We start from the raw sequence: 19,012 nt of genomic DNA, 5'->3' as shown, positions 1-19,012 counted from the left end.
TGTGGACAAGGCGGACAACCTTTCGTTGACTCAACCTCGTCCAAGAGTCGCATGCCGCGCTTTGGTCTGTTCATCCGGGCACAAATCGGGCAGTGCGCGCTCGTCCCCGATATCCACAGGACCAACAGACTCCATCATCCTTATATAAAATCTCTATATTTTTTGATTGGACGAAAACGCGATGCCCGGACTGCTTCTCGACACCCTGCGCGGCACCCCCGCGGCGACAAGCCCGATCTGGCTGATGCGCCAGGCCGGACGCTACCTGCCCGAGTACCGCGAACTGCGTGCCGAAAAGGGCGGATTCCTGGCACTCGTCTACGATACGGACGCTGCCGCCGAGATCACGGTGCAGCCGATCCGGCGCTTCGGATTCGATGGCGCGATCCTGTTTTCCGACATCCTTATCGTGCCTTACGCGATGGGGCAGGACCTTCAGTTCCTCGCCGGCGAAGGGCCCAGACTCTCGCCCCGGCTGGTCGATCATGCGCTCGAAAGCCTCATCGCGGTGCCCGAACGGCTGACTCCGATCTACGAGACCGTGCGGAAAGTGCGCGGCGCACTGGCTGTGGACAAGACGATGCTCGGGTTCGCCGGCTCGCCCTGGACCGTCGCGACCTACATGGTTGCGGGCGAAGGCAGCCGCGACCAGCACGACACGCGGGCCATGGCCTATCGCGACCCGTCGGCGTTCCAGGCGATCGTCGATGCGGTGACCGAGGTGACGGTGGAATACCTGTGCGGCCAGATCGAAGCCGGCGCCGAAGCCGTGCAGTTGTTCGATTCCTGGGCCGGGAGCCTGAGCCCCGTACAGTTCACGAAATGGGTGATCGCGCCCAATGCCGCCATCGTCGCGGCAGTGAAGGCGCGCCATCCCGAGACTCCGATCATCGGCTTCCCCAAGGGCTCTGGCGAAAAGTTGCCTGCCTATGCTCGTGAGACAGGAGTGGACGCGGTCGGCATCGACGAGACCATCGACCCGCTCTGGGCCGCGCGCGAACTGCCCGCCGGAATGCCGGTACAGGGCAATCTCGACCCGTTGCTACTGCTCTCGGGCGGGGCGGAACTGGAACGCGGTGCGCTTGCAGTGCTTGATGCCTTCGCCGACCGTCCCCACGTCTTCAACCTCGGCCACGGCATCGGCCAGTACACGCCGATCGCCCATGTCGAGCAGTTGCTGGCCATCGTCAGGGGCTGGTCGCGCTGAATCGGGGCTGACGGCCAAAGGGGGCCCAGGCGCGAGGGGCCCGGACGCTAGAAGAGGTTACATGGAGCAGATATTGTCCACCACCTATCTGTGGCTGAAGGCCGGCCACATCATCTTCGTGATCTTCTGGATGGCCGGCCTGTTCATGCTGCCGCGCTACTTCGTCTATCATCAGGAATCGGAACCCGGCTCGGCCGAGGAACTGCGCTGGATCGACCGCGAGGCGAAGCTGCGCAAGATCATCCTTACCCCGGCGATGATCCTGGCCTGGGTGCTGGGCATCCTCACTGCCACGGCGATCGGCGCCTGGGGCGAGGGCTGGCTCCATGCCAAGCTGCTGTTCGTGCTCGCCCTGTCGGGCTATCACGGCTGGCTGGTGGGCTATGCGAAGAAGCTGGCCAGGGGCGAGCGCCCGCTGACTGGCAGGAAGCTGCGCCTGCTCAACGAAGTGCCAGGGCTGGCCATCGCCGTGATCGTCATTCTGGTGGTCGTGAAGCCGTTCTAGGTGCGCCGGGCTCGGTGATCCTGTCCACGGCATAGCGAGGGGGGTATCGGCTGGGCCTTTCCGCCCGCCCCACTCACAAACCACCCCGCAGATTGATACGTTGACCAAGCCTCGGCCAGCGATTATCTCCGCTCTCGTTCCGGCACAGGGACGCGACACTCGTTCGCGTGCCCGGATCTGCTTTCCCCAAGCCCATCGATCCGCCGGCCGACAGCTCCAATTTCCATCCGGAATCCAAGAAATGCATCTCAAAGAACTCAAGAAGAAATCGTCGGCCGAACTGGTCGAAATGGCCGAGGAACTGGGCGTCGAAGGCGCCTCCACGCTGCGCCGCCAGGATCTGATCTTCGCCATCCTCAAGGAAGTGTCCGAAGACGGCGAGGAAATCGTCGGCCAGGGCACCATCGAAGTGCTGACCGACGGCTTCGGCTTCCTGCGCAGCCCCGAGGCGAACTACCTCGCCGGCCCAGACGACATCTACGTCTCGCCCAACCAGGTCCGCAAATGGGGCCTGCGCACCGGCGACACCGTCGAAGGCGAGATCCGCGCTCCGCGCGACGGCGAGCGCTACTTCGCGATCACCAAGCTCGTCACCGTCAACTTCGACGATCCCGACGCGGTGCGTCACCGCGTCAACTTCGACAACCTGACGCCGCTCTATCCCGACCAGCGCCTCAAGCTCGACTGCCTCGACCCCACGGTCAAGGACAAGTCGGCCCGCGTGATCGATCTCATCTCGCCGCAGGGCAAGGGCCAGCGCGCGCTGATCGTCGCGCCGCCGCGCACGGGCAAGACCGTCCTGCTGCAGAACATGGCCAAGGCCATCACCGACAACCATCCCGAGGTGTTCCTCCTCGTCCTGCTCGTCGACGAGCGGCCCGAGGAAGTCACCGACATGCAGCGTTCGGTGAAGGGCGAGGTCATCTCCTCCACCTTCGACGAACCCGCGCAGCGCCACGTCCAGGTCGCGGAAATGGTGATCGAAAAGGCCAAGCGCCTCGTCGAGCACAAGCGCGACGTGGTCATCCTGCTTGACTCGATCACCCGCCTCGGCCGCGCCTACAACACCGTGGTGCCCAGCTCCGGCAAGGTGCTGACCGGCGGTGTCGACGCCAACGCGCTGCAGCGCCCCAAGCGCTTCTTCGGCGCCGCGCGCAACATCGAGGAGGGCGGCTCGCTCTCGATCATCGCCACGGCCCTGATCGATACCGGCAGCCGCATGGACGAAGTCATCTTCGAAGAGTTCAAGGGCACCGGTAACTCGGAAATCGTCCTCGACCGCAAGGTGTCGGACAAGCGCATCTTCCCGGCGCTGGACGTCGGCAAGTCCGGCACCCGCAAGGAAGAGCTGCTGGTTCCGCGCGACCAGCTCTCGAAGATGTGGGTCCTGCGTCGCATCCTCATGCAGATGGGCACCGTCGACGCGATGGAGTTCCTGCTCGACAAGATGAAGGACTCGAAGAGCAACGAGGACTTCTTCGCGACGATGAACCAGTAACACCAGCAAGCCATAGGGCAGGGGGCAACCTACCTTGGATATCGTCTCGATTCTCGCAGCCGCGGCCCCTGGTATCCAGGGGCCCGGCGAGATCTGGAACCACATCGTCACCGACTTCTCGAACATCGGCACGCCCGCGGCGATGTCGGCGTTCCTGCAGGTGCTGATGATCGACGTGGTGCTTGCCGGCGACAATGCGATCGTCGTCGGCGCCCTTGCCGCGGGGCTGCCGGCGGACCAGCGCAAGAAGGTCATCGCCATCGGCGTGATCGCGGCGCTGGTGCTGCGCATCGGCTTCGCGCTCGTCGTTACGTGGCTGCTGGGCATCGTCGGCCTCGTCTTCGCGGGTGGCCTGCTGCTGCTGTGGGTGGCGTGGAAGATGTACCGCGAACTGCACCACAGCCCGGCCGACGGACAATCGCCCGGCTCGCCCGAGATCGAGGGCGACGAGACGTCCGGCCTCAAGTCCTCGAAGAGCTTCGCCTCGGCGGCGATTTCGGTGGCGGTGGCGGACGTTTCGATGTCGATCGACAACGTGCTTGGCGTTGCCGGGGCGGCGCGCGAGCATCCCGGCATCCTGATCGTCGGCCTGATCGTGGCCGTGGCGATGATGGGCCTGGCCGCCAATTTCATCGCCCGCTACATCGAGCGCTTCAAGTGGATCGGCTGGATCGGCCTGCTGGTGATCGTCTATGTCGCCGGCAAGATGATCTACGAGGGCTGGGTGGACCCGCAACTCGGGATCGCTTCTCTGTTCTGATAGGGTTAGAGCGGAGTTCCGGGGCCATCTCCCCGGAACTCCGCTTCAGCCTCTCACGGAATCAGCAGGGTAGACCCGGTCGTCGCGCGGCTTTCCAGCGCCCGGTGGGCATCAGCTGCATCCGACAGCGCGAAGGTCTGTCCGATTTTCGGGTCGAGCACGCCGCTCGCGATCCGGTCGAACAGTTTCTTCGCATTCGTCGCCAGCATCTCGGGCGTCGCGATATAGTCGGCCAGCGTCGGGCGAGTGACGTAGAGCGATCCGCCGCGCATCAGGTCGAGCATGGTGATCGGGGGCACCGCTCCCGAGGCGTTGCCGTAACTCACCATGACGCCGCGCCGCGCGAGCGAGGCCAGCGAGGCGTCCCACGTGGCTGCGCCGACGCCGTCGTAGACGACATTGCACATGGCCCCGCCGGTGATCTCGCGAACGGCGGCAGGCAGATCCGCGAAGGCGCAGGACAGCGAATGCTCGCCGGGCACCTGGGAGGCCTTTTCGGGAGAACCGGAATGGGCGATCACCGTCACGCCCTTGTCGAGCAGCCACGGCACCAGCAGCGAGCCGACGCCGCCGGCCGCCGAATGGACGAGCGCGACGTCGCCGGCCTTTGCCGGGAAGGTTTCTTCGGCAAGGTAGCAGGCTGTCAGGCCCTTGAGCATGACGGCGGCGGCGATCTCGGGCGAGATGCCTTCGGGAATGCGCATAGCCTTGGCGGCGGGGATCACGCGGTGCGTGGCATAGGCCCCGCCGTTCTGCGTGGTGCCGACGCGATCGCCGACCGCGAGCGCGGTCACCCCGTCACCCAGGGCGACGATCCGTCCGACGCTTTCCGATCCGAGACCGATCGGGAGGGCGTCAGGGTAGAGGCCTTTGCGGTAGTATGTATCAATGAAGTTGAGGCCGACGGCTTCGGTCTCTATCACCACGTCGCCGGGCCCCGGGGAGGGTAGGGCGAAGTCCTCGCGTTCGATCACTTCGGGCCCGCCATGGGCGCGCACGATCATGCGGTATCCGGTCGTCATTATTATGGTGTCTTTCAGCCGATGTGTTCTGCAAAGAACGCCGCAGTGCGTTCGTCAGCCAAGGCCGCTCCGGCCTCGTCGCGGCGGGCGCCGATTTCTGCAGCGAAGCCGTGGTCGAGACCTTCGTAGTCATAGAGAGTGACGCGCGGGTGATCGTCGAGGCCATCGTGAATCGCCTTCTGCGCGGCGGCATCTACGAAATGGTCGGCGGTGGGGATGTGCAGCATCAGGGGCCTGGCGATGGCATGCTTCTCGTGCAGCATCTGGTCGATCATCACGCCATAGTAGCCCACCGAGGCATCGATGTCGGTGCGTGCGGCAACCATGTAGGCGACGCGCCCGCCCATGCAGAAGCCGACGAGGCCGACCTTCTGGACGCCTTGTTCGCGGCGAATCCAGTGGATGGTGGCTTCGAGATCCCGGATGCCGAGGTCGAAGTCGAACTTTGACATGTGGCCGAACGCGGCCTGCAATTCCTCCTCGACATAAGGGCTCAGCTCGATGCCCGGCTGCTCGCGCCAGAAGCTGTCGGGGGCGACCGCGAGGTAACCCTTGGCGGCCCACTCGTCGGCCTTCTTGCGGATGCCGGCGTCGACGCCGAAAATCTCCTGCTGCACAATGATGGCGCCGCGCGGCGTGCCTTCCGGCCGGGCCACGTAGGCCGGGATCATGCCGTCGCCGTCGAGCGTGGGAATTTCGGTGTTGGTGGACATTGGAGTCTCCATGATGGCAGGGGCGCGAGTTAGGCACTTGCAATGGACTTTGCCAAGCGCATGTGTCACCCATGCTGCGAAAATCCAGCGGGAGCCTGCAGATGAAGGTCAATGTCGAGGTCGAATGCTCCCCCGAGGAGGCCCGGCGTTTTCTCGGGCTGCCTGACGTCACCAGGGCCAACGACGTCTACGTCGATGCACTGACCAATGCTATGAAGGGCACCGGCAATTTCGACCAGCTCAACGAGCTGACCAAGCAGATCGCTCCTATGGGCCAGTTCGGGCTGAAGATGTTCCAGCAGTTCCTCGAAAGCGGCGCGGCCATGGCCATGAGTGGATCGAACAAGCCCAGGAAAGACGGCGAGTAGTCGCACCGAGGCTTCTACAAACGCAGCCTCCCGGTTCCCATGGACGATACGATCTTCGCGCTCTCCAGCGGCTCCCCTCCTGCCGCCATCGCCGTCGTCCGCGTAAGCGGGCCACGCTCGGGCGAAGCTCTCGCCACGCTTGCCCAAGGTCTTCCCGAGCCGCGCCGCGCGAGTTACCGCAGCTTGCGTGTTCCACGTGGAACAGTGCTCGACCGGGCACTGGTCCTGTGGTTCCCGGGTCCGCAAACTGCGACGGGCGAGGACTTGGCGGAACTCCATTTGCATGGGGGCAGGGCGGTGCTGGCTGCGGTCGAAGCTGCGCTGGCCGCAATGCCGGGCTTGCGCCGTGCCGTGCCGGGTGAGTTCACGCGGCGGGCTTTCGCCAATGGCCGCATCGACCTGGCCGAGGCGGAAGGTCTCGCCGACCTGCTTTCCGCCGAAACCGAATTGCAGCGCCGCAGCGCCATCGCCATGGCCGGTGGCATGTTCTCGGCCCAGGTCGAGGGCTGGCGCACGCGCGTGCTCACCGCTTCGGCAGCGGTGGAGGCGGTGCTCGATTTCGGTGACGAGGACGACGTCTCGGATCTGCCGCTCGATTTTGCCGCGCGCATCGAAGCACTGGGCGCCGACCTCTCGGCCTGGTTGTCGCGCCCCCGAGCCGAGACCTTGCGCGAAGGCTACCGCGTCGTCCTCGCCGGTCCGCCGAACGCAGGGAAGAGCACGCTGTTCAACGCACTGGTCGAGGATGAGGCCGCGATCACCGCACCGCTCGCCGGCACTACCCGCGACGTGCTGACCCGGGCGGTGGCGATCGAGGGCGTGCCTTTCGTCTTTGCCGACACCGCCGGCCTGCGCGACGAGACGACCGACACCATCGAGGCCATCGGCATCGACCGCGCCCGCGCCGCGCTCGATCGCGCCGACCTCGTGCTGTGGCTGGGCGAGCCAGGGCAGGGTCCGCACGGTGGCTGGGAGATCGCCGCCCAGATCGACCGGGCTGACCATGGGGTTCACCATAGCGGCAGTATCGCCGCGCGGCATCGCGTCTCCGCCGTCACCGGAGAGGGGCTCGATGCGCTGCGCCGTGATCTCGTCGAGACCGCCCGGCACGCGATGCCCCGGCCGGGCGAGGCGGCGCTGAACGCGCGCCAGCATGGATTGCTGGCCGAGGCGGAGCATGCCCTTCGAGCGTCTTTGCATGAACGCGATCCGCTGCTGGTGGCGGAGTGCCTGCGCCGCGCGCGCGTGGCATTCGACGGGCTGGTCGGCCGCGCGACAACGGAAGACATGCTCGACACATTGTTCGGACGCTTCTGTATCGGCAAGTGAACCGATGTTTCACGTGAAACATCGCAAAATGGCTGCATGTCGCTTTGACGCGAATCCCGCTCTGCGGTAAGGCCGCGCGCATGCACTCCTTCGACGTGATCGTGATCGGCGGCGGCCATGCCGGCTGCGAGGCGGCAGCCGTGGCTGCACGCATGGGCGCGCGCGTCGCGCTGGTAAGCTTCGACCTCGATGCCGTCGGGGCAATGAGCTGCAACCCAGCGATCGGCGGCCTCGGCAAAGGCCACCTCGTGCGCGAGGTCGACGCATTCGATGGCCTCATCGCCCGCGCTGCCGATGCCGCCGCGATTCACTACCGCATGCTCAACCGCTCCAAGGGCAGCGCCGTCCAGGGCCCGCGCGTGCAGGCCGACCGCAAGCTGTTCAAGGCGGCGATCCATCGGTTGCTGGACGAGCAGGGCGATCTGACCCTGGTTGCGGGCGAAGCGGCGGCTCTGGTCCTCGAAGGGGAACGGGCGGTCGGCGTCGATCTTGCTGATGGAACCCGGCTCGATGGCCGCGCCGTTATCCTGTGCACCGGCACGTTCCTGGGCGGCACTCTGTTCCGGGGCGAGGAGCGTCTCGTTGGCGGACGTATCGGCGAATTGTCGGCGCAGCGGCTGGCCGCCCAGATGCGCGAGGCGCAGTTGCCGATGGCGCGCCTCAAGACCGGCACGCCGCCCCGGCTCGATGGCCGCACGATCGACTGGTCCCGCCTCGACGAGCAGCCCTCCGATGGCGAGGTCTGGACGATGTCCGCGATGGAGCAGGCGCGGACGGTGCCGCAAGTGTTCTGCGCGATCACCCGCACCAACGCACGCAGTCACGACGTCATCCGCGCGAACCTCCATCGCTCGCCGCTGTTCTCGGGTGCGATCGGTGCGCAGGGTCCGCGCTACTGTCCGTCGATCGAGGACAAGATCCACCGTTTCGCCGATCGCGATGGCCACCAGGTCTTCCTCGAGCCGGAAGGTCTGAGCACGCACCTGGTCTATCCCAACGGCATCAGCACCTCGCTCCCGGCCGACGTACAGCTGGACATGCTGCGCACGATGGAGGGGCTGGAGAAGGTCGAGATGGTCGTGCCCGGCTACGCCGTCGAATACGATCACATCGACCCGCGCGCGTTGCGCACCACCCTCGAGGTGCGCGCCATCCCCGGGCTCTACTGCGCCGGTCAGATCAACGGCACGACCGGCTACGAGGAGGCGGCAGCGCAAGGGCTGGTCGCCGGACTCCATGCCGGCGCGGCAGTGCTCGGGCGCGAGGGCCCGGCGCTCGACCGGGCCAACAGCTACATGGCGGTGATGATCGACGACCTGACCCTGCACGGGGTCAGCGAGCCCTACCGCATGCTCACCGCCCGCGCCGAATATCGCCTGCGCCTGCGAGCGAACAACGCCTCTACCCGCCTGACCCCGCTTGCCATCGAAGCAGGCGCAGTGGGCGCGCAGAGGCGCGACTGGTTCGCGCGGCGCGAGGTGTCGCGCGCGGCGCTGGCAGAGGCCTTCGACGGGCCGATCTCTGCGACTGAACTTTCAGGCGCAGGCCTCCCGGTGCGCAGCGATGCGGGTCGACTGCCATTGCGCGAGTGGCTGCGGTTCGGAGGCGTCGACATGGACGGCCTCTCGCCATGGGTCGATCCCGCGCTGCTGGCCGATGCCGGGCTGGTCGAGGAGATGGCCGAAGACGCCGCCTATGCCCCTTACCTTGAACGGCAGGAGCGCGAGTTGCGCGACTTGCGCGCGAGCGAGGCACTGCCGCTGGGCGATGCGTTCCCTTATGCCGAGATCCCGGGGCTCTCTCGCGAGATGATCGAGCGGCTGGGCAAGGCGCGGCCGGCAACTCTCGCGGCGGCCGGGCGTCTTCCCGGAATCACTCCGGCGGCGCTGGCGGCGCTGCTCGTCCATGCCCGCAGGGAGGCAGCTTGAATACCACCGAGGGACTGACGACGGAGGAGGGCGCACTCGAATGGCTGCGCGCGCTTCCCGAATGCGACGATGCCGCCATGGCGCGGCTTGGCCTGCTGGTGGACATGCTGGCCGAGGAGAACCAGCGGCAGAACCTCGTCTCCGCCGCCAGCCTCGACCAGGTCTGGCTGCGGCATATCGTCGATAGCGCGCAACTGCTGCCGCATGTTCCACGTGGAACGTCGCGGCCCTGGATGGACCTCGGCACCGGGGCGGGATTCCCCGGACTGGTTATCGCGGCGCTGCGGCCCGAGAGCGAAGTCGTCATGGTCGAATCGCGCAGTCGGCGAATCGAATGGCTCGATCGCGCGCGAATCGCGATGGGACTCGAAAACGCCCGCGTCGTCGGCCAGCGCCTCGAACTCGTCGAATCACAGGCATGCAGTGTGATCTCTGCGCGCGCTTTTGCGCCTTTGGAGAAATTGCTGACGTTATCTTCGCGATTTTCCACAAGTGACACGATCTGGCTGTTGCCCAAGGGGCGTTCTGCCAGCCAAGAATTGGACGACCTTCGCAACTGGCGGCATGTGTTCCACGTGGAACAGTCTTTAACGGACCCGCAGGCAGGCATCATTGTCGGCAAACTTGTCGGCGGGAAGGGTAAGACCAGATGATCCGCATTGCCATTGCCAACCAGAAAGGCGGCGTCGGAAAGACGACCACCGCGATCAACGTCGCCACCGCCCTGGCCGCCACGGGCTGGAAGACCCTGCTGATCGACATCGACCCCCAGGGCAATGCCTCCACCGGCATCGGCGTTTCGGCGTCCGACCGGGGGGCGTCCTCCTACGACGTGCTGGTCGATCGGGTGCCGGTGGCGCAGTGCGTGATGCCCACCAAGATCCCCGGCCTCGACCTGCTGCCTGCGACGGTCGACCTGTCGGGCGCCGAAGTGGAGTTGGTCAATGCCGACGACCGCGCCCACCGGCTCCAGCGCACTCTGGGTCCGGAGCTGGGCTACGACGTCTGCCTCATCGACTGCCCGCCCTCGCTGGGCCTGCTCACGCTCAATGCGCTGACCGCTGCGGATACTCTGCTGGTGCCGCTGCAGTGCGAGTTCTTCGCGCTCGAGGGCCTGAGCCAGTTGCTCCAGACCGTCGAGCGGGTCCAGCAGCGCTTCAACCCGGACCTTGGCATCATCGGTATCGCGCTCACCATGTTCGATCGACGCAACCGGTTGACCGAGCAAGTCTCCGAAGACGTGCGCTCGGTGCTCGGCAACATGGTGTTCGAAACCGTCATTCCGCGCAACGTGCGCCTTTCCGAAGCGCCGAGCCATGGGGTTCCAGCGCTCATCTACGACCACGCCTGCGCCGGCAGCCGCGCCTACATGGCGCTTGCCCGCGAACTCATTACCCGCCTGCCTGAAAAGAGGATAGCGGCATGACCGACGATTCCATCGTCCGCTTCAGCGTACCCGGTATCAACCAGGCGGCTTCGCCCGCTGCTGCCCGGCAGAAATCCAAGGGACTGGGCCGCGGCCTCGGCGCGCTGCTTGGCGAGACCCGGCGCGAGGAGCCGGTGGCGCCTGCCACCGGCGGCAGTGGCGGCGGCGGCGTTCCCGGAGCGTCCTCGCGGGCAGGGGGCCTCGCGGTGCTTTCGATCGCCGAAATCCAGCCCGACCCGCATCAGCCGCGCCGGGTCTTCGACGAATCCGCTCTCGAGGAACTGGCGGCGTCGATCGCCCAGCGCGGGGTGATCCAGCCCATCATCGTGCGCCCGCTCGACAATGGACGCTACCAACTCGTCGCCGGCGAGCGGCGCTGGCGCGCGGCACAGAAGGCGCAGCTCCACGAGATTCCTGCGCTGGTGCGCGAGCTGACCGATCGCGAGGTCATGGCTCTCGCCCTGATCGAGAACCTCCAGCGCGAGGATCTCAACCCGATCGAGGAGGCGCGTGCCTACAACCGGCTGTCGGAGCTGGAGGGAATGACCCAGGCCGAGATCGCCCGCATGGTCGACAAGAGCCGCAGCCACGTCGCCAACTTCCAGCGCCTGCTCGCACTGCCCGACGGGGTGATCTCGCTGGTCGAGAAGGGTGATCTGTCGATGGGCCATGCCCGCGCGCTGATCGGCTGCGACGACGCGGAGGACATCGCGGAAGCGGCTGTCGCCAAGCAGATGTCGGTCCGCGAAATCGAGAAGCTGGTGCGCAAGAAGCAGCGCGGTGATGCCGCTCCGCGCCGTGCACGCACGGCCCGCAACGCGGCCGAGGATGCGGACATCCGTGCCGTGCAGAGCCAGTTGGAGGAGTTCCTGGGCATGCCGGTGAAGATCGCGGCGGACGTCGATCCGACCACCGGCACCGTGACGATCCGCTATGCCACGCTCGACCAGTTGGACCTGATCTGCCAGCGCCTCACCGGCGGCGGGATCTGAGCTGTCGGGTGGTTGGTTGGAGCGGAATGACTTTGTCCTGAATCGTGATCGCGAGCGGAGCGAAGCGACCCGGGCAGTGTGCAATGCCTTTGGTTGCTTCGCTTCGCTCCGCTAGCGATCACGAAGATGGCTATGTTGCGTTACCCAATTCCAGGATGGCCTGCGCTCGAAGCCCCCAAGCCCGACCGGCGGTTCGACGATTTAGAGCACGATTCCTGTCGTTCCGGGCTTGATCCGGGACCGCTGGCAGAGCCGCGCCCACCCCTCGGCAAGGCCCTCGATTACCTTGTCGGGACGATCTTGACGCGCTTGTCCGGCACGACTTTCGAACGCCGGGGAATGACGCGGCGGGCGGGGCGGACCGGAACGTCTTCGTAGACGTATTCGACCGTCTCGGTGCAATGCGGCTGCGCTTGCGGGGCCGGGACCATCATCGCCGGCTGCATGCAGCAGCCCTGCGCGCCGTAGCCGTAGCCATAGCCATAGGCGGGATAGTAGCCGTAGGCCGGACCGCCGGGATAGCCGCCGCCGTGGGTGTAGCGGGCATAGTAGTCGTCGAGATAGGCCTCGCACTCGTCGCGGTTGCGGCCGCGGTCCTCCGCCTTGTCGATCGCGGCGCCTGCCACGGCACCAACGGCGGCGCCGGCCACGGTGCCGACCGTGCGGTTGCCGCGCCCTGCGATGCGGTTGCCGGCGAGGCCGCCGACCGCGCCGCCGATTACGGCACCCCCTATGCCCAAATCGCGCGACGACAGGCGCTGGCGGCAATCGACCAGCCACGCCTCGCGGGCATCGCGATCGTAGCCGCCGTAGGCCGGAGCCTGGTAACCCTCCCGGTCGTAGCCGCGATCGTAACCGTGATCCTCGGGACCTTCCTGGGCAAGCGCGGGCGTTGCGGCGAGAGAGAGCGCGGCAAGGCCGGCGGCACGGAGACGAAGACGCATGGGGGCACCCTTTTCGCGATCGAGGCCCAGTCAGCCCCGTAAGTTAACGCGAAATTTAGCATCGTGTTGCCCGCAAGACCAATGGTCTTGGGGGCGAGCCCTGCCGGGTGTCCCGTTTCGGTGCAGCTTGAGCCGCGGCGGTCAGATCGCCAGCGAGGCGACGGTTGCCAGCAGTTGCAGGCCTGCCGCGTCCTCGTCGTCGAAGCGGCCGGGGGTGGGGCTGTCGAGGTCGATCACCGCGATCACATGCCCGTCGCGCAGGATCGGCACGACCAGTTCGGACCGGCTCGCCGCATCGCAGGCGATGTGGCCGGGAAAGGCGTGGACGTCCGGCACCACTTGGGTCGAACCCAGCGCGGCGGCAGTGCCGCAGACGCCCGTGCCGAAGGGGATGCGGATGCAGGCGGGCTTACCGATGAAGGGGCCGAGCACCAGCTCGTCGTCGATCGCGCGGTAGAAGCCGGCCCAGTTGAGGTCGGGCACGAACTGCCAGATGACGGCGGCGATGTTCGCCATGTTGGCGACCGGGTCCGGCTCGCCCTGGACGAGCGCATCGGCGGCGCGGGCGAGGGCGGAGTAGAGTTCGGGCTTGGCGAGGTCGCTCCGGGGGGCAAAGTCGTACATACGCTCCGGTTAGCGCAACTCGTGGTTGTCGGCTAGGCGGCGTGGCCTTATCTCGATGCCATGAACCCGATCCTCAAAAAGACCGCCATTGCTTCCACCGTGATCGTCCTGGCTGCGGCCGGGTTCGTATATTGGAGCCTGAATTCCCAAACCTCGGACCTGCCGAGCGATGCGACCGCGGGCAAGAACCCCCAACTGGTCGAGCCCAGCGCGCAGTGGATTCCCAGCATCGCTCTCGCCAAGCCGGTGGGCTGGGCCGCAGGCGAGGCGCCCAAGGCGGCCAAGGGCCTCGCCGTGGCGCGGTTCGCGGACGGGCTCGACCATCCGCGCACGATGCTCACGCTGCCCAATGGCGACGTGCTGGTCGCCGAGACCAATGCACCGGCCGGTAACAAGCCCAAGGGCGTCGTGGGCTCGATCATGGGCATGATGATGAGCCGGGTCGGCGCCGGCGATCCCTCGCCGGACCGCATCGTCCTGCTGCGCGATGCCGATGGCGACGGCAAGGCCGAGGTCAGGGAAACCTTGCGCACCGCCGACCTGCACTCGCCCTCGGGCATGGCCTATCGCGACGGCAAGCTCTACGTCGCCAACCACGACAAGGTCCTCGAATTCGCCTTCACCCCGGGCCAGACCAGGCTCGAGGGCAAGCCGCTGCGGACGATGATGGACCTGCCCGGCGGCGGCAACCACTGGATGCGCAATCTGCTGCTGAGCGAGGATGGCAAGCATCTCTACGTCGCGGTCGGGTCGGCCAGCAACATTGCCGAGAACGGCATGGAGGCCGAGACCGGCCGCGCCATGATCTGGGAAATCGACGTCGAAACTGCCCGCCGACGCCAGTTCGCGGTGGGCATGCGCAATCCCAACGGCATGGGCTGGAACCCCTCCACTGGCGAGATGTGGGCGACCGTGCAGGAGCGCGACATGCTGGGCCCGGACCTCGTGCCCGACTACTTCACTAACGTTCCCGTCGGTGCGCAGTACGGTTGGCCCTGGGTCTACTGGAAGACCACGTTCGACGAGCGCGTCGAGTGGCCGATGCAGACTTATATGCTCGAATATACCCGCAAGCCCGAATACGCGATGGGTGCTCATGCCGCAGTGCTGGGCATGACCTTCGCCGGGGGCGGCAACCGCATGGGCAAAGGCTTCGAGAACGGGGCTTTCATCGCCCGCCACGGCTCCTGGAACCGCCGCCCGGCGGCGGGCTACGACGTGGTGTTCGTGCCTTTCGACGCCAACGGCAATCCCAAGGACGTCAAGCCGCAGCCCGTGCTCACCGGCTTCCTCAAGGACAATGGCGATACGCACGGGCGTCCGACCTGGGTGGCCTGGGACAAGACCGGCTCCCTGCTGGTCAGCGACGATACCGCCGGGATCATCTGGCGGGTCAATGCGCCTGGAGCGCAGCCCTCGGCAGCAATCAAGCCGGTGGTGACCGAGCACATGAAGCCGCTCGAGGAACTGCGCGACCCCACCTCGCCGGGCTCGCTGCCGCCGACGATGACCGGGGGCTTCCGCAAGGAAGACGACCGCCTGCTGCCGTAAGCGAGGCGGCAGGGGAACGATAACGGAAACTCGTGGTCCCGGAATCGATCCGGGACCACGTACCGGTTCAGATCGCCTTGCCGGCGCGTCCGGCCAGTTCGTTGACGTATTGCCACGCCACGCGGCCCGAGCGTGCCCCGCGGCGGCGAGACCATTCCAGGGCGTCGCCCGGCTCCCAGTCGAGCCCGAATTCGCTCGCGTAGCCGCCGATGATCGCGAGGTAGGCGTCCTGGTCGCAGTTGTGGAAGCCTACCGAGAGGCCGAAGCGGTCGGCCAGCGCCAGCTTCTCGTCGACGAGGTCGCGCGGGTTGATGGGGTCGTCCTGCTCGGCCATCGAGCGGCCAACGATGGCGCGGCGGTTCGACGTGACGGCGAGGCGCACGTTGGCGGGGCGGGCCTCGACGCCGCCTTCCAGCCATGAGCGCAGGACCCGCGGGCCGGCGCCGTCGCCGTCCTCGAAACCGAGGTCGTCGATGAAGACGAGGAAGCTGCGGTCCACTTTCCCGAGCAGTGCGAAGAGGGTGCTGACGCCGGACAGGGCCTCCTGCGCCACCTGCACGAGGGCGATGCGGCCCGGATGGACGGTGTCGGCGGCGCGGATGGCGGCGCGCAGGACTGCGGATTTGCCCATGCCACGCGATCCCCACAGCAGCATGTCGTGCGCCGCGTGACCGGCGGCGAGGCGCTCGACGTTGGTGACGACGCGGTCCTTCTGGTTGTCGATACCGCGCAGCAGGTCGAGGGCAGGGGCGTCGAGCCGCTCGACGGGGCGGGCGGCACCGCCGGTCCAGACGTAGGCGGGGTCGGCGAGCCAGTCGACCTGCCGCGCGGCCGGCGGGACAAGGCGTTCGAGCGCCTCGGCGATACGGGCCAGGACGGCGGTGTGGTCTTCGGTGCTCGCGGTGGGGGCAGTCATTGCGCGCTTTTCCTTGGCTTTCGTCGCGCGCGGCTATAGCGGCGGGGCATGGACCACGCCAGTCGACCCGTCATGCTTCAGGATGGCCCGGAAGATATTTCCGCGGCCGCCGACCTGCTGCGCGCCGGCAAGCTGGTCGCGGTGCCCACCGAGACCGTCTACGGCCTGGCCGCGCGCGCCGACCGGGACGAGTCCGTTGCCGCGATCTACCGCGCGAAAGGGCGGCCGAGCTTCAATCCCCTGATCGTGCATGTCCCGGACCTGGCCTCGGCGCAGGCTCTGGCACGGTTCGACGAGCGCGCGTTGCAACTGGCGGCAGCGTTCTGGCCGGGGGCGTTGACGATGGTGCTGCCGCTGCGCGATGGCGCGGCGATCGCCCCTGCCGTGACTGCCGGACTGCCCACGCTGGCGCTGCGCTGTCCGGCGCATCCGGTGATGCGCGCGGTGATCGCGCAAGCCGGCCTGCCGCTGGCGGCACCCTCGGCCAACCGCAGTGGCGGGGTCAGCCCCACCGACGCCGCCCATGTCGTCGCCTCGCTGGGTGGCAACGTGGACGCGGTGATCGATGGCGGGGCCTGCGAGGCGGGACTGGAATCGACGATCGTTGCCCTGCGCGAGGACGGGCGCTGGCAGGTGTTGCGTCCCGGACCGATCACGGAGGCGCGGATCGCGGCCGTGCTCGGCACTCCGAGTGAGCCGGTGACGTCGCACGAAATCGAGGCGCCCGGCCAGCTCGCCAGCCACTATGCGCCGGGCAAGCCGGTGCGGCTGGACGCGGCCCAGGCGGAGCCGGACGAGTTTCATATCGGATTCGGAGCCGTGACGGGGGATGCCACGCTATCGGCTACGGGTGACCTCGCGGAAGCGGCGGCGCGGCTCTATTCGCTGCTGCATGCGGGCGCTGCGGCCCCGCATCCGCGCATCGCCGTCGCGCCGATTCCTGACAGCGACATCGGTACCGCCATCAACGATCGCCTCCGCCGCGCGGCGGCGTGAGATGCGGGGTTACCCGCGAGGGTAGTGCAGACGTGCGGGCGTATCGCCTCCACTCGGAAAATGTCCGCGCGTTCCCTTGTCCTCATTGCGAGCCCGGCGAAGGCCGGACGAAGAAAACCAGGGCGATTTACGCAAGATCTGGATTTGCATCGTTGCGCTCGCGATGACGACGAGAGGAAGCGGGTTGCTTGAGAGATCATACCTCGTTGCGTACGCAGACCTGCGCCTTCAAGGCTGCTGATAGCGCGTGCCGGGGTTGAGGTCCTGTATCCTCGCATAGTCGTCGCGGGCCGTGGCGCAGGCGCGTTCGTCGCCGGCGCGGCATTCGCGCAAGTGTTTCTGGTACTGGCGGTCGACCTTGCCGAGTTCCTCCTCGCGCTTGCGCAACTCGCGGCCGCGCTTCTCGTCGGATTCGGACTGGCTTGTCGTGGTCCAGTCCACCGCCTTGCCGGCGACGCGGACCGGGGCGGTCACCACGCTGGCGACGGTACGGACACAGCCGGAGAGCAGGGGCAGGGCGACGATCGCCATGAGGAGGGCAGGGCGCTTGTACATGCCCGTAGGTTCACACGACCGGGATGACAGCGCAATGAACGATCGCGTCGATGCGGTGCCGTTCACCGCAAATGCCGGTCTTCCCGAAATACGAAAGGGCCGCCTCCTTGCGGAAGCGGCCCTTGCGATGTTCCACGTGAAACGGCCGATCAGGCGGTTTCGGCGGTGTCGTAATACTTGGGCGCATGCTCGTTGAGGATCGCGAGGATCTTCTTGAGCGCGGCCGGTTCGTCGGTCTTTTCCATCGCCGCGAGTTCGCGAGCGAGGCGCGAGGATGCAGCCTCGAAGATCTGGCGCTCCGAGTAGCTTTGCTCGGGCTGGTCGTCGGCCCGGAACAGGTCGCGCGTCACTTCGGCGATCGACACGAGGTCGCCCGAATTGATCTTCGCTTCGTATTCCTGGGCGCGGCGCGACCACATGGTGCGCTTCACCTTGGGCTTGCCGGTCAGCGTCTGGAGCGCTTCGCGCAGGGTCTTGTCCGACGACAGCTTGCGCATGCCGATCGATTCGACTTTATTGACGGGAACGCGCAGGGTCATGCGCTCCTTCTCGAACCTCAGCACGTAGAGTTCGAGCTGCATCCCGGCAATTTCCTGCTTCTGCAGCTCGATGACACGACCCACGCCGTGCTTAGGGTAAACGACGTAATCTCCAACATCGAAGGCATCGGCCCTAGTTGCCATGTATCGTCCTTTCACCTGCAGGGTTCCCGTTGTCCCGAACTGGAAGAGAACCGGGGGTGCGACTTCGGCGGCGCATAAACGCCACCACCGCCCGGTCAGATCACTCTCCCAACCGTCTGCTTTCGAACCCTGCCTCACAAATGAAGATGCCTGCCGAACGAGCAGAGGGCTCGGGCAGTTGCACGATCATATAGCACCGATATGCGAAAATTGCCAGAGGTACGAAAACGTTTTCGTTTTCGCGCCTCTGGGCTTGCCCGTAGTAGGGCGGAACGGCGCGATTCCAAGGAAAATCGCACTTCCCTTCAACGACCGGGCGCTGCCCGGTCGCGGTATGCCAGGCTCAGTCGCCCTCGCCGGGTTCCGGGGAGAAGTACTTTTCGAACTTCCCTTCCTCGCCTTTCATCTCGTCGGCGTCCTCCGGTGCGTCCTTCTTCGAGGTGAGGTTCGGCCACTCCGCCGAGTACTTGGCGTTCAGCTCCATCCACTGCTCGAGGCCGCTCTCGGTATCGGGAAGGATCGCCTCGGCCGGGCACTCGGGCTCGCACACCCCGCAGTCGATGCACTCGCTGGGATTGATGACGAGCATGTTCTCGCCTTCGTAGAAGCAGTCCACGGGGCAGACTTCCACGCAGTCCATGTACTTGCACCTGATGCAGGCGTCGGTGACGACGTACGTCATGAGTGCGGCTTCCTTCCTTCAGGCGTCGTTCGAATGGGGCGCTGCTATGGGAAGAGCGGCACCGCCGTCAAGCACTCTGTAGCAGGCTTGCGCTTCGCTGGAAGGTCCACGGCGGACAGGAAGGGATAGGACTTCTATCACCCGCACTTCGGCAGCTATCGGCACCGTCAGCACGTCGCCGGGCGCGATCTTCTGGTGGGAGCGGTCGATGCGGCGGCCGTTGAGGCGGATATGGCCTTCCTCCGCCATCGCCTGCGCGACGGGGCGGGTCCTGGCAAGGCGCAGGAACCACAGCAGCTTGTCCACCCTCATG

The 19,012-nt window shown here is 66.5% G+C and carries 21 protein-coding genes; 12 read left to right on the top strand and 9 right to left on the bottom strand.

Annotated features, from left to right (window positions below; all coding sequences use genetic code 11):
• Positions 1-181: 181 nt before the first annotated feature.
• From hemE to ACFFDA_RS22660, 4 genes are all read left to right on the top strand, one after another.
• Positions 182-1,207, top strand: a complete 1,026-nt coding sequence (gene hemE / locus ACFFDA_RS22675) for a uroporphyrinogen decarboxylase (RefSeq protein WP_404479539.1) — start codon at positions 182-184, stop codon at positions 1,205-1,207.
• Positions 1,208-1,268: 61 nt separating this feature from the next.
• Positions 1,269-1,712, top strand: a complete 444-nt coding sequence (locus ACFFDA_RS22670) for a CopD family protein (protein WP_404479538.1) — start codon at positions 1,269-1,271, stop codon at positions 1,710-1,712.
• Between the two features lie 241 nt (positions 1,713-1,953).
• Entirely contained in the window at positions 1,954-3,210 is a 1,257-nt protein-coding gene (rho, locus tag ACFFDA_RS22665; protein ID WP_043974266.1) for a transcription termination factor Rho, read from the top strand.
• A gap of 34 nt (positions 3,211-3,244) precedes the next feature.
• Positions 3,245-3,970, top strand: coding sequence for a TerC family protein (locus ACFFDA_RS22660; protein WP_404479537.1), 726 nt, complete (start codon positions 3,245-3,247; stop codon positions 3,968-3,970).
• A 53-nt stretch (positions 3,971-4,023) separates the two neighbouring features.
• Here the strand turns inward: ACFFDA_RS22660 and ACFFDA_RS22655 are convergent, their stop codons facing one another.
• Together ACFFDA_RS22655 and ACFFDA_RS22650 are read right to left on the bottom strand one after the other, a co-directional pair.
• Positions 4,024-4,992 carry a quinone oxidoreductase family protein gene (locus tag ACFFDA_RS22655; RefSeq protein WP_404479536.1) on the bottom strand — a complete coding sequence of 323 codons (969 nt, stop codon included), beginning with the start codon at positions 4,990-4,992 and terminating at the stop codon, positions 4,024-4,026.
• Between the two features lie 14 nt (positions 4,993-5,006).
• A complete protein-coding gene (locus tag ACFFDA_RS22650) occupies positions 5,007-5,705 on the bottom strand; it encodes a dienelactone hydrolase family protein (RefSeq protein ID WP_404479535.1) in 699 nt (232 codons plus the stop codon).
• A gap of 101 nt (positions 5,706-5,806) precedes the next feature.
• Here ACFFDA_RS22650 and ACFFDA_RS22645 point away from each other — a divergent pair, with 101 nt between their 5' ends.
• From ACFFDA_RS22645 to ACFFDA_RS22620, 6 genes are all read left to right on the top strand, one after another.
• Positions 5,807-6,073, top strand: coding sequence for a DUF6489 family protein (locus ACFFDA_RS22645; protein ID WP_404479534.1), 267 nt, complete (start codon positions 5,807-5,809; stop codon positions 6,071-6,073).
• A 39-nt stretch (positions 6,074-6,112) separates the two neighbouring features.
• Positions 6,113-7,402 carry a tRNA uridine-5-carboxymethylaminomethyl(34) synthesis GTPase MnmE gene (mnmE, locus tag ACFFDA_RS22640; protein ID WP_404479533.1) on the top strand — a complete coding sequence of 430 codons (1,290 nt, stop codon included), beginning with the start codon at positions 6,113-6,115 and terminating at the stop codon, positions 7,400-7,402.
• Between the two features lie 44 nt (positions 7,403-7,446).
• On the top strand, positions 7,447-9,330 hold the full coding sequence (gene mnmG, locus ACFFDA_RS22635; protein ID WP_404479532.1) for a tRNA uridine-5-carboxymethylaminomethyl(34) synthesis enzyme MnmG: 1,884 nt from the start codon (positions 7,447-7,449) through the stop codon (positions 9,328-9,330).
• A gap of 77 nt (positions 9,331-9,407) precedes the next feature.
• A complete protein-coding gene (rsmG, locus tag ACFFDA_RS22630) occupies positions 9,408-9,983 on the top strand; it encodes a 16S rRNA (guanine(527)-N(7))-methyltransferase RsmG (RefSeq protein ID WP_404482841.1) in 576 nt (191 codons plus the stop codon).
• Positions 9,980-10,756: a ParA family protein gene (locus ACFFDA_RS22625; RefSeq protein ID WP_404479531.1), complete on the top strand. Its 777-nt coding sequence runs from the start codon at positions 9,980-9,982 to the stop codon at positions 10,754-10,756. The genes rsmG and ACFFDA_RS22625 overlap by 4 nt, the downstream gene beginning before the upstream one ends.
• The gene (locus ACFFDA_RS22620) at positions 10,753-11,748 is read left to right on the top strand and encodes a ParB/RepB/Spo0J family partition protein (protein WP_404479530.1); all 996 of its coding nucleotides are present in this window, start codon (positions 10,753-10,755) and stop codon (positions 11,746-11,748) included. The genes ACFFDA_RS22625 and ACFFDA_RS22620 overlap by 4 nt, the downstream gene beginning before the upstream one ends.
• A 281-nt stretch (positions 11,749-12,029) precedes the next feature.
• Here the strand turns inward: ACFFDA_RS22620 and ACFFDA_RS22615 are convergent, their stop codons facing one another.
• Positions 12,030-12,692: a glycine zipper 2TM domain-containing protein gene (locus ACFFDA_RS22615; protein WP_404479529.1), complete on the bottom strand. Its 663-nt coding sequence runs from the start codon at positions 12,690-12,692 to the stop codon at positions 12,030-12,032.
• 141 nt (positions 12,693-12,833) lie between these two features.
• Positions 12,834-13,316 carry a GAF domain-containing protein gene (locus ACFFDA_RS22610; protein ID WP_404479528.1) on the bottom strand — a complete coding sequence of 161 codons (483 nt, stop codon included), beginning with the start codon at positions 13,314-13,316 and terminating at the stop codon, positions 12,834-12,836.
• A 60-nt stretch (positions 13,317-13,376) separates the two neighbouring features.
• Between ACFFDA_RS22610 and ACFFDA_RS22605 the strand changes: the two genes are divergently transcribed.
• Entirely contained in the window at positions 13,377-14,867 is a 1,491-nt protein-coding gene (locus tag ACFFDA_RS22605) for a PQQ-dependent sugar dehydrogenase (RefSeq protein WP_404479527.1), read from the top strand.
• A gap of 67 nt (positions 14,868-14,934) precedes the next feature.
• Here the strand turns inward: ACFFDA_RS22605 and ACFFDA_RS22600 are convergent, their stop codons facing one another.
• Positions 14,935-15,783, bottom strand: a complete 849-nt coding sequence (locus ACFFDA_RS22600) for a DUF815 domain-containing protein (protein WP_404479526.1) — start codon at positions 15,781-15,783, stop codon at positions 14,935-14,937.
• A 48-nt stretch (positions 15,784-15,831) separates the two neighbouring features.
• Here ACFFDA_RS22600 and ACFFDA_RS22595 point away from each other — a divergent pair, with 48 nt between their 5' ends.
• Positions 15,832-16,779 carry an L-threonylcarbamoyladenylate synthase gene (locus ACFFDA_RS22595; protein ID WP_404479525.1) on the top strand — a complete coding sequence of 316 codons (948 nt, stop codon included), beginning with the start codon at positions 15,832-15,834 and terminating at the stop codon, positions 16,777-16,779.
• A 228-nt stretch (positions 16,780-17,007) separates the two neighbouring features.
• Here ACFFDA_RS22595 and ACFFDA_RS22590 read toward each other — a convergent pair whose 3' ends face one another.
• The 4 genes from ACFFDA_RS22590 to ACFFDA_RS22575 all read right to left on the bottom strand — a co-directional run bounded on the left by ACFFDA_RS22590 (position 17,008) and on the right by ACFFDA_RS22575 (position 19,011).
• Positions 17,008-17,334, bottom strand: a complete 327-nt coding sequence (locus ACFFDA_RS22590; protein WP_404479524.1) for a hypothetical protein — start codon at positions 17,332-17,334, stop codon at positions 17,008-17,010.
• A 149-nt stretch (positions 17,335-17,483) separates the two neighbouring features.
• On the bottom strand, positions 17,484-18,017 hold the full coding sequence (locus ACFFDA_RS22585; RefSeq protein WP_160984346.1) for a CarD family transcriptional regulator: 534 nt from the start codon (positions 18,015-18,017) through the stop codon (positions 17,484-17,486).
• A gap of 343 nt (positions 18,018-18,360) precedes the next feature.
• The gene (fdxA, locus tag ACFFDA_RS22580; RefSeq protein ID WP_404479523.1) at positions 18,361-18,699 is read right to left on the bottom strand and encodes a ferredoxin FdxA; all 339 of its coding nucleotides are present in this window, start codon (positions 18,697-18,699) and stop codon (positions 18,361-18,363) included.
• A gap of 18 nt (positions 18,700-18,717) precedes the next feature.
• Positions 18,718-19,011 carry an RNA-binding S4 domain-containing protein gene (locus tag ACFFDA_RS22575; RefSeq protein WP_404479522.1) on the bottom strand — a complete coding sequence of 98 codons (294 nt, stop codon included), beginning with the start codon at positions 19,009-19,011 and terminating at the stop codon, positions 18,718-18,720.
• Position 19,012 lies beyond the last annotated feature (1 nt).

Source organism: Novosphingobium sp. BL-52-GroH, from assembly GCF_044813085.1.
Classification (GTDB): Bacteria; Pseudomonadota; Alphaproteobacteria; order Sphingomonadales; family Sphingomonadaceae; genus Novosphingobium.
The sequence above is the reverse complement of the archived record's forward strand: the minus strand, read 5'-3'. Positions and strand labels throughout refer to the sequence as shown.